This is a genomic window from Streptomyces sp. NPDC091271, from assembly GCF_044757505.1.
Classification (GTDB): domain Bacteria; phylum Actinomycetota; class Actinomycetes; order Streptomycetales; family Streptomycetaceae; genus Streptomyces.
Map to the genome: position 1 here is coordinate 242,994 of NZ_JBIVVD010000002.1, position 14,024 is coordinate 257,017.

A 14,024-nucleotide genomic window follows, 5' to 3' on the forward strand; every position below is an offset into this window, starting at 1 on the left:
ACCGGCTCTTCGGGGGCATGTGAAAGAGAGCCGTGCGTGCTGCAGAAAAGTTGCACCGAGGAAGATCGACTGACAGTCCTTCACCTGGTCCAGCCGGTGGAGGGAGGAGTCGCACGGGTCGTGACCGACCTCGTCGCGGCACAGGTACGGGCAGGGTTGCGGCCCGTCGTGGCCTGCCCGCCGGACGGGGCCCTGGCGGCCGGCGCGTCCACCGCCGGGGCGCGGGTGTGTTCCTGGCCGGCGGAACGCGCCCCCGGCCCCCGGCTCGGCCGGGAGGTCCTCACGGCCGGCCGTCTGATCCGTGCGTGCGCTCCCGACGTGGTCCATGCCCACAGCGCCAAGGCGGGACTCGCCGGGCGGCTGGCCGTGCGGGGCCGGGTACCGACGGTCTTCCAGCCGCACGCGTGGTCGTTCGAGGCCCTGGAAGGCCGGGCCGCCGGACTGGCAACGGCGTGGGAGCGGTTCGGGGCGCGGTGGAGCGACCGCATCCTCTGTGTCAGCGAGTCCGAACGCGTGTCCGGCCAGCGCGCGGGCATCACGGCGCGCTGGTCGGTCATCCACAACGGCATCGATCTCGGCCGCTTCCGGCCTGTCGGCGGGGACGACACCGCGTCGGCCCGTGCATCGCTCGCGCTGCTCGAAGGAACCCCCGTCGAGGTGCCTCTGGCCGTGTGCGTCGGACGCCTGAGCCGGCAGAAGGGTCAGGACGTGCTGCTGCGAGCCTGGCGCACGGCGGCGACGGGTGGCGCGCGGCTGGTCCTGGTCGGCGACGGACCGTACGGGGAGGAGCTGCGCCGCACCGCGCCCCCCGGCGTTCTGTTCGCGGGGGAGAGCGCGGATGTACGGCCCTGGATCCACGCGGCGGATCTGCTGGTCCTCCCTTCGCGCTGGGAGGGGATGGCGCTGGCCCCCCTCGAAGCGATGGCCTGCGGCACGCCGGTCCTGCTGACCGACGTCGACGGGGCCAGGGAGAGCCTGCCACCCGGACACCTGCCCCACTGCCTGGTGCCGCCCGAGGACCCCGCGGCTCTCGCGGCAGCGCTCACCACGCTGCTGGGCGACCCGGCGCTGCGGGCGCGACTGGGCCGCACCGCGCAGAGCCGCACCCGGGAGGTCTTCGACGTGACGAAGACCGCCGGAGCGGTCCTGCGCCTCTACGAGGAACTTGTCGGACAGTCCCGCCCCACGACGAGGAAGCGCACCGAGCGATGACCACGGAGAGTGCACCTGCCCCCCGAGCCGCCCAGGCAACCGCCGTACGGCGCGCGGCTACCGCGATCCGCCCGCCGCGCAGCGGCAGGGAGGACGCTCCCGCCCCACGGACCGCGGGAGGCCGACGAGGCCGGGCCCCGGCGGCGCTCATCGCCTCCGACGTGCTCGCACTCGGCCTGGCCGTGGTCCTGATCGCACCCGGGCCCTGGCCTCCGGTCGCCGCCCTTCTGCAGGCAGCCGTGCAGCTGCTCCTCAACGCGTACCGGGGCCTCTACCGCACCGGGCTCTCCCCCTCCGCTCTGGCCGAACTGCCCGCGCTGGCGGGGCTGGCCGTGGTGCAGTGGTACGTCGTGGCCGAGGCGGTGTCCGCGTACGACCCTCGCCTCGCCACCGGATGGACGGCGCTCGGCTGCGCGGCCGGCCTCCAGACCCTGGTGAGCTGCGGGGCGCGCGCCGCGGTCCACCGGTCCCGGCTGTGGTCGGCCGCGCGTAATCCGCAGTCCACGCTGGTGGTGGGCGACGGTCCGTTCGCCGACCGGGTCGTAGCCGTGCTGCAGGAGCACACGCGGTACGGGATGCGGCCGGTCGGCCGGGTGGCGGGAGCCGGCCCGGACGTGGACGAGACGGCGGACGCGCCTGCGGGCGGAGCCCCGCTGCCCGTCCTGACCTCGGTGCAGGACGCAGGCCGGGCGGTCGTGCAGAACTCCGTGCGGCACGCCGTCTTCACGGTCCCGCCCGAGGCCGCGTCCGACGGGGCGGAGCTCTTCGCCCTGTTCGCGCGGCACGGCTGCCGGGTGTGGCTGATCACCGATCAGGCGGCCGCCGTCCGGTACCGGACCGCGCCCCGGCCGGATCATGTGTGGGGTTTCGCGGCCCACTCGCTGCATGCCGGAGCGCACCGTCCCGTGGCGCACCGGGTGAAGCGGGCCATGGACGCCGTCCTGGCCATGGTGGCCCTGGTCGCGGTGTCCCCGGTGATGGCCGCCTGCGCCTTGGCCGTGCGCCTGTGCGACGGCCCGGGCGTCATCTTCCGCCAGGAACGGATCGGCGGGTACGGGCGGCCGTTCGTCCTGCTGAAGTTCCGCACGCTGCGCCCGGCCGACGCGCACGAGTCGGCCACGCGGTGGAACGTCTCGTCGGACCGGCGCATGAGCCGCGTCGGCAAGTTGCTGCGCAGGACGTCGCTCGATGAGCTGCCGCAGCTGTGGAACGTCGTGCGCGGTGACATGAGCCTGGTGGGGCCGCGCCCGGAACGCCCCTACTTCGTCCAGCAGTTCAGTCTCGCTCATCCCGGTTACCGGTCCCGGCACCGGATGCCCGTCGGCATCACGGGACTGGCCCAGGTGCACGGCCTGCGAGGCGACACCTCGATCGAGGACCGGGCGCGCTTCGACAACCGGTACATCGAGACATGGTCGCTCTGGCAGGACATGTGCGTGCTGGCGCGCACGGCCGGCTCGGTGTTCCGGCTCGGAGGCAGCTGAACCGTGACCCTCACCGTGGCCTCGCCGCCCGTCGTGCCGGCCGTCCAGGAGAAGACGCCCCCTCACGGGTGGGGCGGCCGTTGGCCGTTGCTGCCACTGATCGCGACCGTCCTGCTCGTGGCCGTCCCGGCCGACGACACGTCGCCCTGGACGGTGGCGGGCGTGCCCGCGGCCGATCTCCTCTCGGGGGTGACCGTCCTCGTCTGCGCGGGCTGCCTGCTGTTCCTGCGGCGGCGTCCGCTCTCGTCGGCCGCGGCGGTCGTGCTGGGACTCCCGGCCGTCGGCCTCGCCCTGGCCACGGTCACCGCCGCGGACCCGGTGGCGGCCCTGCCGGGGTTCGTGCGGTATCTGCAGATCTTCGTCCTCGTACCGGCCGCTGTCCTTCTGCTGGTCAGGGACGCCGCAGGGTTCCGGGCAGTCGCGGGCGCACTCGTCCTGCTGGCGGTCGTCCAGGGTGCGACGGGGGTACACCAGTACGTCACCGGCACCGGCGCCTCCTACATGGGAGAGGAAATCCGCGCTGTGGGCACGTTCGGCCCCAGCGATGTGATGGGGATGGCCACGGTCGTCGGCTACGGCCTGGTGGCGGCAGCCGCGTACGCGCTCCGCACCCCCGCCGGCACACCGCGTCGGCTGAGGCCGTGGGCTCCCGTGACCGCCGTGCTGCTGCTCGTCCCGCTCACTCTGTCCTTCAGCCGGGGAGCGTGGATCGCGACGGCCGCCGGCGCACTCGCCGTGATCGCGCTCACCGGGCTCCGGCAGGCCGTCCGCGCGCTGGCGGTGCTGTGCGCTGCCGGAGTCGTCCTTGTGGGTGGCTTCGGCGTCGGGTCCGAGATGATCTCGCAGCGGCTCACCAGCATCACCGAGGTGACCAGCGCGCCCGACCGGTCGGTCAACGACCGCTACGCCATGTGGGCCGCCGCGGCGGGGATGTGGCGCGAGCGGCCCGCGACCGGCGTCGGCCTGAAGGGCTTCCCGGCCCACCGTGACGGGCACGCCTCGATCGGGCTCTCGGCAGGCAGCGACACGGCGGGGGCCGGCCAGGAGTTCCGTAAGCAGCCACTGCTCTCCCCTCACAACATGTATCTGCTGGTACTCGGCGAGCAGGGGCTCATCGGCTTCACCGCGCTGGTGGGCTCCTGGGCGGCACTCCTGGTCGGCGGGGTGCGCCGGCTGGTGCTCGCACGGGCCCGGGGAGCCTCGGCCGTCGACTGCGGTCTCGCCGCCGTCGGGCTGATGACCTGGCAGACGGTCGATTTCCTGTACGCGGACATCGGGGGCCCCTCCACCGTCCTGACCGGGATCGTGCTCGGCCTCGCCGCCTGGTGGGCGCTGGCCGAGCCGGAGAGGACGACCGACGCGTGAGCGGAACCGCCACGGAGGCCACGGTCACCGGACCCCCGGCACCCGACGCTCCGGTACGGCCCGGGCGCTTCCTCGCCCGGGCGGCGGGCGGCGCCGCGGGACTCACCCTGATCGCCGCGCTGCTGGGACTCTTCCGCGACCAGGCCCTCGCCCGGCTCTTCGGCGCCAGTCACGCCAGCGACGCCTTCCTGATCGCCTGGACGGTCCCGGAGATGGCGGCCACGCTGCTGATCGAGGACGGCATGGCGCTGCTGCTCGTGCCGGCGTTCAGCCTGGCCCTGACCCGGCGTGCGGCCGGCGGCCACACCCAGGACCCGGTCCGCGTCCTGGTGGCCGACACACTCCCCCGGCTGTTCGCCGCGCTGGCCTGCGCGGGAGGGCTGCTGGTCTGGGGGGCGCCCTGGGCCGTCGCCGTCCTGGCTCCCGGGCTGGACGATCCCCGGCTCGCGGTGGACTGCACGCGGCTGACGGCCGTCACGGTCCTCACCTTCGGCGTCACGGGGTACTTCAGCGCGGCACTGCGGGCGCACGGCAGGTTCCTGGCGCCGGCCGGTGTCTACATCGCGTACAACGCCGGCATCATCGGCATGACGCTGGCGCTGCACTCCGTCTGGGGGGTGCGCGCCGCGGCCGCGGGGGTCGCCGTCGGCAGCCTCCTGATGATCCTGACCCTGCTGCCCACGTTCCTGCGGCTGGTGCCCGCGCGGCGCGGGAAGCGTGCGCCCCGCGAGCGTGGTTCCGGCTCCGCCCTTCTCGGGGCGACCGTCCTGGCGCCGGTCGTCCTGTTCGTGGTGAGTCGTCAGGCGCAGGTCTTCGTCGAGCGGTTCCTCGCCTCGTCGCTGCCGGACGGGGCCATCTCACATCTGAACTACGCGCAGAAGGTCGCGCAACTGCCGATGGTGCTGTCCATGATGATCTGCACGGTGACCTTCCCCGCCGTCGCGCGGGCCATGGCGGCCGGGGACCGGGGGGGTGCCCGGCAACGGGTCGAACGTGATCTGGCCCTGGCCGGGACCGTGGTGCTGCTGGGCACGGCGATGGTGCTCGGCTGTGCGCCCCGTATCGTCGAAGTCCTCTTCCAGCGCGGCGCCTTCGACGCGGCGGACACCGCCGCCACGGCCGGTGTCATGCGGGTCTACGCGCTGGGCCTGCTCGGTCACACACTGGTCGGCGCCCTGTGCCGGCCGTTCTTCTCGGCCGGCCGGCCGACGTGGTACCCGCTCGGCGCGATGGCCACGGGACTCCTCGTCACCACCGTTGCCGGGGTGCTGCTGACCGGCCCCTTCGGTGTCGACGGCATCGCCGCCGCCAATGCCGTCGGCATCAGCACGGCTGCCCTGCTGATGCTGCTGGGGCTGGGCTCGCGGGCGGTGGCCGTACGGCCCGGGGCCGTCGCCCTCTCCCTCGTCCGGCCTGTGGCCGCGGCGGCGGTCGCGGCGGTCGCGGGCCGGCTGGCCGCGGAGCTGGTGCCGGGACCGGTACCGGGTCTGGCGGCCGGCTGTCTGCTCGTCCCCACGGCGTTCCTTCTCACCGGGCTCCTGCTCCGGGCCCCGGAAGCCGTTCATCTGCTGGCACTTATCCGACAGAGGTTCCCTCATGACCGCTGACACCTCGGCGCCCCCCGCCCGGGCGCCCCTTCCCAGGTCCCGGCCGTGGATCCTGACCTATCACTCCGTGAGCGACCCCACGGATGATCCGTACGGCATCACCGTCTCCGCCGACCGGCTGGACGAGCAGCTCACCTGGCTGCGGCGCCGGGGGCTGACCGGCGTCGGGATCGCGGCACTGCTGCGCGCGCGGGCCGCCGGGAAGCAGGGGCTGGTCGGGCTCACCTTCGACGACGGGTACGCCGACTTCCTCGACGAGGCGCTCCCGGTGCTGCGCGCCCACGGCTGCACCGCGACCGTGTTCGTCCTGCCCGGCCGGCCCGGCGGCTCCAACACCTGGGATCCGCTCGGCCCGCGCAGGCCGCTGCTGACCGAGGAGGACGTCCGTACCGTCGCCGCGGCGGGTATGGAGGTCGGCTCGCACGGAATGCTCCACCGGGATCTGACGGCCCTGTCGGACGACGAACTGCGCGAGGAGACGCACGGCAGCCGGGAGGCGCTCCGGCGCATCACCGGGCAGCCGCCGTCCGGCTTCTGCTATCCGTACGGCACGGCCGACCGCCGGGTGGCCGGGGCCGTGCGGGAGGCGGGATACGCGTACGGATGCGCCCTCGTTCCCGGCTCCCTGTCGGGACCGTTCGCTCTTCCCCGTACGCATGTCAGCCACGCCGACCGGGGCGCCCGTCTGCTGGCCAAGGAGGTTCGGCACCGGCTGCGGCACCGCTCCACCGGCGCCGGGCGGCCGGGTGACGCCGGGTGAGGGCGCTGCACGTCATCACCGGCCTCGGTGTGGGCGGGGCCGAGCAGCAGCTGCGGCTGCTGCTGCGCCATCTGCCGGTGCGCTGCGACGTCGTGACGCTCACCAATCCGGGAGCGGTCGCGGAAGGGCTCCGCGCCGACGGCGTCCGTGTCCGGGACCTGGGGATGAGGAGCAACAGGGACCTCGGCGCCGTACCCCGGCTGGCCCGGCTCATCCGCCGCGGCTCGTACGACCTCGTGCACACGCACCTCTACCGAGCGTGTGTCTACGGACGGATCGCGGCGCGCCTCGCCGGGACCACCGTGGTGTCGACGGAGCACTCGCTCGGCCGCGCGGAGATCGAGGGGCGGCCGCTCACCCGCACCACCAGGGAGCTCTACCTGCGCACGGAGCGGCTCGGGGCGGCGACGGTCGCGGTCTCCGACACCGTCGCGGGCAGGCTGCGCGACTGGGGGGTGCCGGCCGCCCGGATCCATACCGTCCCCAACGGCGTCGATGCGGCGGCCTTCCGCTTCGACAGCGCTCAACGGCAAGCCACCCGGGCCCTCCTGGGCCTCCCCGACGCGGCGTTCGTGGTGGGGGGTGTGGGCAGGCTGGTCCCCGGTAAGCGCTTCGACCTGCTGATCCGTGCGGTCGCCGCCCTACCCGGCGCCTGGCTGGTCCTTGCCGGGGACGGGCGGGAGGCCGAGGCGCTGCGCGCCCTCGCCGCCCGGCTCGGAGTGGCAGGCCGTGTCAGGTTCCTCGGCGAGTGCGGCACCTCGGGGGCCGGTCCCGGCATCCCGGCGGTGCTCAGCGCCGTCGACACGTTCGTCTCGGCGTCCCGCGAGGAGTCCTTCGGTCTCGCGGTCGTCGAGGCCCTGGCGGCCGGGCTGCCCGTCGTCCACGCGGCCTGCCCCGCCATCGAGGACCTCCCGGCGGGCCGGGTGCCGGGCACCACCCGTATCGGATCCGGCGCGGCCGATCCCACGGACGAACTGACGGCCGCACTCCGGCACCGCATGGAGAGCGGCGCCCGAAGGCTGCCGCCGCCGCCCGCCGTGGACCACTACGACATCAGGCTCAGCAGCCGGCGCCTCATGGACGTCTACGCACAGGCCATCGACACCGCAGCAGTCCCCCCGACCGAGAGAGCACAATCATGACCGACTCGCCCGAGCAGCAGCCGGCCGTCCCCGGACGGTTCCGCAGGCTCCGCCCCGCATTCGTACGGACCGGGTGGTGGTTGCCGCTGCCCGCCGGTGTCCTGCTCGGGGCCGCCTGCGGATTCTCGTACGGTCTGCTCGCCACGCCCGAGTACGCGGCTACCAGCTACGCCATGGTCACGGCCGGAAAGGACATCGATCCGGCCGCCGCGCTGGGGTACGCGCAGTCGTACGGCCGCCTGGCCACAAGCGACGCCACCCTCTCCTACGCCAAGGGCGCCGCCGGGGAGCCCGTGCGCGAACTGCGTACACACGTACGGTCCGAGACCTCTCCCGACTCGCCCATGATCTCGGTCACCGGCACGTCGGCCGACCGGGACCGCGCCGCGGACATCGCCAACGCGGTGACGGAGGCAGTGGTCGTCAGCAGCGGGCACGTGGCGAAGGAGACCGGTGTGAAGCTGGTCAAGTTCTCTCACGCCGTGCCTCCCGTCGACCCCGTGTCCCCGTCCACGCCGCTCGGAACGGCCGTGGGCGCCAGTGCGGGAGGACTGGTCGGCGGACTGGTCCTGCTCGTCCGCCCCCGCACCGGACGCCGGGGCGCCACGGCCCAGGTGCCGGGCCCCGCCCAGGGCGGTACCACCGGCGAACGGGAGCTCGTGCGATGAACACCGACCGACACGGGCGGCTCACCGTCACCCTCTGCAGGGACCTGCCGGACTTCGCGGACCTCGCCGCGGAGTGGGACGCGTTGCACCGCCGGTGCCCCACCGCGACGCCGTTCCAGAGCCATGCGTGGCTCCACTCGTGGTGGCTCTCCTACGGGGTCCCCGGCCGGCTCCGGGTCCTCCTCGCGCGCCGGGGAGGACGGCTGATCGGGGCGGCGCCGCTGATGCTCGTGCACCGCCCGATGCCTCTGCTGGTGCCGATGGGCGGCGCGATCTCGGACTTCTTCGACATCCTGGTGGACGGCGAGGACACCCCGGCAGCCGTCACCGCGCTGGAGCGCGGGCTCCACCGGGCCGCCGCGCACACGGTCGTGGACCTGCGGGAGGTGCGGCCCGACGCCTCGGCGCACCTGCTGTTCGAGGCGTGGTCCGGTGCTCGGAGCAGCCGCACGGACTCGACCTGCATGGAGCTGCCCGCCGAGCCGATCGACGCCCTCATCGGGCGGATGACCGGTTCCCGCGCCCAGCGGACGCGGGCCAAGCTACGCAGGATCGACGCGCTCGGCATCGAGTGCCGCACCGCGCCCGTGCACCGGGTGGCGGGCGCCGTCGGCACCCTGCTGCGGCTGCACGAGCTCCAGTGGCTCGGCAGAGGGGTCAACCCGGAGCATCTGCGGCCCCGGTTCTGTGCGCATCTGGTGCGCTCCACCCGCCGGATGGTGCGCGACGGCGAGGCCTCGGTCAGGGAGTTCCTGCTCGACGGGGAGGTGGTGGCCGCCGACCTGTCGTACCGGTCGGCGCGGCTGACCGGGGGTTACCTCTACGGGGCCGATCCACGGCTCAGGGAGACGAAGGTGGATGTCTCCACGATGCTGCTGCGTGAGATCGCCCGGGAGGCCGGGGAGCTGGACCGCGGGGTGCTGAGCCTGCTGCGCGGGTCGGAGCAGTACAAGAACCACTGGGGTCCCGTACCGGTCGTCAACCGGCGCCTGATGCTGGCCCGTCCGGCGCTGGAGCCGCTGCTGCGGCTGCGAGAGACGCAGGTGACCGCTCGGGACCGGGCGGCGGAGACGGTGAAGTCCCGCCTTCCCGCAGCGCGGGACTGGCGCGGCCGGCTCAGCGGGCTGCCGGCGGCCGGGGCCGCGTTCATCGGTCTGAGTTGAGCCGTGATGATGAGTTTTGCGACGATCCGTTACCGTCTGTCGACTTTCGCGTTGTCAGGGCATACCGGCCGTACGCTCGGCGGCCGGCTTCGACCCTCTCAAGGAGAACTGATGTCGCGTATCTCGAAGGTGGCCGCCGTCATGGCAGGTACCGGTGCCCTGATCGCCGGCGGTGCCGGCATGGCTACCGCCGACTCCGGAGCGGAGGCCGTCGCGGCCCACTCCCCCGGTGTCCTTTCGGGCAACGTGGTCCAGGTGCCTGTCCACATCCCGGTCAACGTGTGCGGCAACACGGTGAACGTGATCGCTCTGCTGAACCCGGCGTTCGGCAACACCTGCGCCAACGTGTCGGACAGCCACGAGGACAAGGGCGAGTACGGCTACGGCCACTGATCTCCCCCAGGCACCGTCCGGGCCTTCTCCCTCCGCGCGCGACGCGGAGGGGGAAGGCCCGTGCCCGTTCGGCAGGCGACGCTCAGACGTACCGGTAGAGCCGGGTGTGGTCCATGAGCTGCGAGGGCGCCACGTCCCACGGCGGCATGGGCCGGTCGTGCGGGAAGATCCGGTCCCGCTGCGGGTCGTCGTCGGGGAGCGCGCGGGCCGGCAGGTAGCGGGAGCGCGGATGCGCCTTCTGCCAGCGGGTCCACAGCAGGTCGATGAAGGCGTGATGCAGCCAGAAGACGGGGTCGTCGGGTGACGCGGCGCCCGCCATCGACCCCCCGATCCAGCGGTGCACCTGGTTGTGGTTGGCCACGCCGCGGCCGCCCCTGATGCCCCACCCCTCGATCCTGTTACGGAAGCCGGTGGTGCTGACGCTGTTCCAGGGCGCGGAGTCGTACACCGGATCGCGCAGCGCACGTTCCACGTCCGCCGGCCGGGGCAGTGTGACGGGCGCTGAGGGCCTGCCGAAGTTGCGCCGCAGGAAGGGGTCGTCGGTCACTCCGGCGCGGATCCTCCAGTTCCCCTGCCGGTAGGCGAACGGTCCGGTCATGACCTGCCGGTCTCCCGGCCTGCCGTTGCCGCCGAGGAAGTCCTCCGCCCAGAGGGACGTCTTCGCCGTGTTGTCCCGCGTCCAGTCCCAGTACGGAATCGACACGCGGGAATCGACGGCCCGCAGCGCCTTTTCGAACTCCAGGAGGTATCTGCGGTGCCAGGGGAAGAAGGACGGGGTCATATGGGCGGGCCGGGGCCTGCTCTCCGAGTCGGTGACGTAGAACTCCCGGTGCATGCTGACGAAGTCGTCGTAGCGGCCCGATCGCTTGAGCTCCAGGATCGCGTCGACCAGGCGCTTCTTCTCGGTGCGTGTGAGATCGCGCTGGTTCTTGCGGCTGTACACGCGTGCTCCTCCTTAAGGGCTCAGATGGTGTGTGAGGAGGCTGCCGACAACTGGGCGGTGCCGAGTTCGTCCACCGCCGCGCGGGCCGTCTCGAGGAGTGTGGGGAACGACTCGTAGTGGTTGACGGCGCTCAGATAGCTCCCGTCGGCGCGCCGCATCACGTGCAGGGCCCTCCCGTCGACACTGACCTCGGTGCCGGACACCGCGGCGACGGCTCCGGCCTCGCCGGCGTACGGCTGTGCGTTGGCCGGCACCATGGCCGTGGCCGTGCCCCGGATCTCGCGGCCCTTGTACAGCTCGGAGAAGCGCTCGGGCCCCACGGTGCCGCGCTCCTTGGCAGGGCCTCCAAGCTCCGGGGCCTGGAGGAGTACCGGGGCGAGCGCGCCGCCGGTGCCCGCGATCACGGCCGCGGTGAAGGCGGTGCGCAGCACCGCCCGGCGGGCCGGCCGGCGGGCGCCGGCCGGCTGCCCGATCGTGGCGTCGGTCGGATTCATGGTGGGTCAGCCTCCCTCTCGTCGGCTCCTGCGAGGTGTCCCGCCCGAGTGGGCAACGAGACGGAGCGTGAACGGTTCTCGTCCACAGGGCATCACGCGACCGTGGGAATTCCGCGGTGCCGTACGGCCGTGTCGGCCGCACGGCGCCGCCCGCCGGGTGAGCATGGCCGTCCGAACTCCCGGAGGTTGTTCATGAACGCGCCGACGCAGGTTCCCACGGTCCGTGTGCGAGGAACGGCCGGTGCCGATCTGGCGGATCCGGCGTTCTGGCGACTGCCACGGTCCGAGCGGCTCTCGGAGTTCGCCCGGCTGAGGGAGCTCGACGCACCGGTCCGCTTCACCCCGCGTACGGGGTCGCGTACGCCGTTCTACGCGCTGGTGAAGCACGCGGACGTGAGGGCGGCGAGCCGGCAGCCGCAGGTCTTCGCCAGCGCCCCCGGTGTCACCACTCCGGAACCGGCGCCCTGGGCCAAGGCGGTGTTCGGCAACTCCATGGTCAACATGGACGGCGCCGAGCACGCCGGGCTGCGCAGGACCATTTCCCGCGCCTTCACACCGAGGCTGCTCGCGTCCGCCGAGGAGAACATCGGCACCGTCGCCCGGCGGCTGGTGGACGAGGTGATCACGGAAGGACCGGGCGACTTCATGCGCTCGGCACCTTCACGTATGCCCTTCGAGGTGATCTGCGACCTCATGGGCATCCCCACGCGCCACCGGGCCCGCATCGCGGCGCGCATCGACCACGCCTCGGAGTACGTCGGGGTACAGAGGCGTGGCCGTGCGCGGCTCCGGGTCCCGGGACGCGGCCTGCGCTCCCTGGCCCGCATGCAGCTGGAGATGGCGGGCATCGCCCGTGAACGGCGCCGTGCCCCGGAGGACGACGTGATCTCGGCGCTCGTCCGCGCGGATGTCGACGGGCAGGTTCTGTCCTCCCGTCAGCTCGGCGCGTTCTTCTCGCTGCTGCTCGTGGCGGGTGTGGAGACCACCCGGAACGCGATCGCCCACGGTCTGGTCCTGCTCACGGCGCATCCGGAGCAGCGGGCCCTCCTGGAGTCCGACTTCGACCGCTATGCCGACGGCGCGGTGGACGAGATCGTCCGCCACTCGACGCCGATCATCCAGTTCCGCCGGACGGTGGCTGCCGAATGCACGCTCGGCGGCCACACCTTTCTGCCCGGGGAGAAGGTCGTCCTCCTCTACGCGTCCGCCAACCGCGACGCGTCCGTCTTCGACGACCCCGGTGCTTTCGACATCACCCGGTCACCCAACCCACACCTCGGATACGGCGGCGGAGGCCCCCACCACTGTCTGGGTGCTCATCTGGCGAAACTGGAGATGAAGGCACTCTTCCGCGAGATGCTCACTCGCCTGGGAGGCGTCCGGACTTCCGGCGAACCGGGCCTGGTCCATTCGAATTTCGACAATCGCGTCCGCTCCCTGCCTTTCACCTTCGAAATGTGTCACCCGAATGGTCCGCTCTGAACCTCCGCATGTCGCGAATGGGCTATTCACGGGTGGCCCCACAGCCCATTGTTGAATCTTTCTCCTTAGGGTCGACAGGGTCGGGGACAACGCAACCCAAGGAGAAGCTGTGGCCGTACAGCGCCGTCTCATCAAATTCGGCGTCGGGGCGACCGCGCTGTGTCTCCTCGTCGGTGGCGCGGTCCTGGCCGACCGTGACACCGCGGACATCCAGGCCGGCAAGGGCGCGGCGCAGCAGGCGCCGGAGCCGGGGACGACGACCGCGATCGGCGCCTATCTGGACTACGGGCCGAAGGGCGTGCAGCGGATGGGAGAGCTGTCCCGCTGGCTCGGCGGTACCGAGCTGCGCGTCGGGCACAGTTATCTGCCGGGCGACCTGTGGGAGAACATCGAGGGCCGCCCCGGCTTCCTCGCCTCGTGGGCGGCCTGGCGGAAAGCGGCCGAGGACCGGATGTTCGTGCTCAACACGCCGATGCTGGAGCGGAACGAGGAGCACGTCTCCGACGAGGAGGTCCGCGGTCTGCTGCGGGCCGGCGCCGTCGGACAGTTCGACGAGCACTTCCGCCGGCTGGCCGAGCGTCTGGTCCTGCTGGGCGTCCCGGACACGGTGATCGTCCTCGGCTGGGAGATGAACGGGACGACGTACACGCACCGGTGCGGTCCCGATCCCGTCGCGTGGAAGGCGTACTGGAACCGCGTCGTCACGACGATGCGGTCCGTCTCCGGCCAGAAGTTCCGCTTCGACTTCGCTCCGAGCAGGGGGCGGGACGCCGTGCCCTGGACGGAGTGCTATCCGGGCGACGACGTCGTGGACATCATCGGCATGGACTCCTACGACCAGCCTCCGGCGCGGACCTTCGACGAGCAGGTGAACGAGCCGTACGGTCTGCAGAAGCAGGTCGACTTCGCGGCCGAGCACGGCAAGCCGATCTCGTTCCCGGAGTGGGGGCTCTTCCGCAACGGTGACAACCCCGAGTACATGCGCCGCATGCTGGAGTGGATGGAGCGGCACAAGCCGGTCTACCAGACGATCACGGACTACTGCCCGCACGGGGTGTGGCAGTGTGCCGACAACCCCGAGTCCTCCCGGGTGTTCCGCGAGATGCTGAGCGGGCTGCCGGATGCGACCGGGCCCTCGGCGCCCGCGCCGGACCCGAGCGGGACGCCGGAGACGCCCAAGCCCGACAAGCCGACGCCGACGACGCCCACGCCGGACACGAACGACTCCGGCTGGTGCTTCACCGTCCCGCTGAGCGACTGGTTCGGCCAGTGGCTGAGCGACCGCGAAGTCTGCCTGCGCGACTGAGGGCA

The 14,024-nt window shown here is 72.6% G+C and carries 13 protein-coding genes; 11 read left to right on the plus strand and 2 right to left on the minus strand.

Annotated elements, in window-relative coordinates:
• The first annotated feature begins 36 nt into the window (after positions 1-36).
• The 9 genes from ACIQM3_RS08565 to ACIQM3_RS08605 all read left to right on the plus strand — a co-directional run bounded on the left by ACIQM3_RS08565 (position 37) and on the right by ACIQM3_RS08605 (position 9,794).
• On the plus strand, positions 37-1,212 hold the full coding sequence (locus ACIQM3_RS08565) for a glycosyltransferase family 4 protein (RefSeq protein WP_401620684.1): 1,176 nt from the start codon (positions 37-39) through the stop codon (positions 1,210-1,212).
• Positions 1,209-2,696, plus strand: coding sequence for a sugar transferase (locus ACIQM3_RS08570; RefSeq protein ID WP_401620687.1), 1,488 nt, complete (start codon positions 1,209-1,211; stop codon positions 2,694-2,696). The genes ACIQM3_RS08565 and ACIQM3_RS08570 overlap by 4 nt, the downstream gene beginning before the upstream one ends.
• Positions 2,697-2,699: 3 nt before the next feature.
• On the plus strand, positions 2,700-4,061 hold the full coding sequence (locus ACIQM3_RS08575; RefSeq protein ID WP_401620690.1) for an O-antigen ligase family protein: 1,362 nt from the start codon (positions 2,700-2,702) through the stop codon (positions 4,059-4,061).
• A complete protein-coding gene (locus ACIQM3_RS08580) occupies positions 4,058-5,668 on the plus strand; it encodes a lipid II flippase MurJ (protein ID WP_401620692.1) in 1,611 nt (536 codons plus the stop codon). Before ACIQM3_RS08575 ends, ACIQM3_RS08580 begins: the two co-directional genes overlap by 4 nt.
• Positions 5,658-6,428: a polysaccharide deacetylase family protein gene (locus tag ACIQM3_RS08585; protein WP_401620694.1), complete on the plus strand. Its 771-nt coding sequence runs from the start codon at positions 5,658-5,660 to the stop codon at positions 6,426-6,428. Before ACIQM3_RS08580 ends, ACIQM3_RS08585 begins: the two co-directional genes overlap by 11 nt.
• On the plus strand, positions 6,425-7,570 hold the full coding sequence (locus tag ACIQM3_RS08590) for a glycosyltransferase (RefSeq protein WP_401620697.1): 1,146 nt from the start codon (positions 6,425-6,427) through the stop codon (positions 7,568-7,570). Before ACIQM3_RS08585 ends, ACIQM3_RS08590 begins: the two co-directional genes overlap by 4 nt.
• Entirely contained in the window at positions 7,567-8,238 is a 672-nt protein-coding gene (locus tag ACIQM3_RS08595) for a YveK family protein (protein ID WP_401620699.1), read from the plus strand. Before ACIQM3_RS08590 ends, ACIQM3_RS08595 begins: the two co-directional genes overlap by 4 nt.
• The gene (locus tag ACIQM3_RS08600; protein WP_401620702.1) at positions 8,235-9,401 is read left to right on the plus strand and encodes a GNAT family N-acetyltransferase; all 1,167 of its coding nucleotides are present in this window, start codon (positions 8,235-8,237) and stop codon (positions 9,399-9,401) included. Before ACIQM3_RS08595 ends, ACIQM3_RS08600 begins: the two co-directional genes overlap by 4 nt.
• 111 nt (positions 9,402-9,512) lie before the next feature.
• Entirely contained in the window at positions 9,513-9,794 is a 282-nt protein-coding gene (locus ACIQM3_RS08605) for a chaplin (RefSeq protein ID WP_393754531.1), read from the plus strand.
• A gap of 82 nt (positions 9,795-9,876) precedes the next feature.
• On the opposite strand, the gene ACIQM3_RS08610 is transcribed toward ACIQM3_RS08605, so the two are convergent.
• Together ACIQM3_RS08610 and ACIQM3_RS08615 are read right to left on the minus strand one after the other, a co-directional pair.
• Positions 9,877-10,737: a tyrosinase family protein gene (locus tag ACIQM3_RS08610; protein WP_401620705.1), complete on the minus strand. Its 861-nt coding sequence runs from the start codon at positions 10,735-10,737 to the stop codon at positions 9,877-9,879.
• Positions 10,738-10,757: 20 nt separating this feature from the next.
• Positions 10,758-11,231 carry a tyrosinase family oxidase copper chaperone gene (locus tag ACIQM3_RS08615; RefSeq protein ID WP_401620708.1) on the minus strand — a complete coding sequence of 158 codons (474 nt, stop codon included), beginning with the start codon at positions 11,229-11,231 and terminating at the stop codon, positions 10,758-10,760.
• Positions 11,232-11,423: 192 nt separating this feature from the next.
• Between ACIQM3_RS08615 and ACIQM3_RS08620 the strand changes: the two genes are divergently transcribed.
• On the plus strand, positions 11,424-12,713 hold the full coding sequence (locus ACIQM3_RS08620) for a cytochrome P450 (RefSeq protein WP_401620711.1): 1,290 nt from the start codon (positions 11,424-11,426) through the stop codon (positions 12,711-12,713).
• A 109-nt stretch (positions 12,714-12,822) separates the two neighbouring features.
• A complete protein-coding gene (locus ACIQM3_RS08625) occupies positions 12,823-14,019 on the plus strand; it encodes a glycoside hydrolase family 26 protein (protein ID WP_401620713.1) in 1,197 nt (398 codons plus the stop codon).
• Positions 14,020-14,024: the final 5 nt, after the last annotated feature.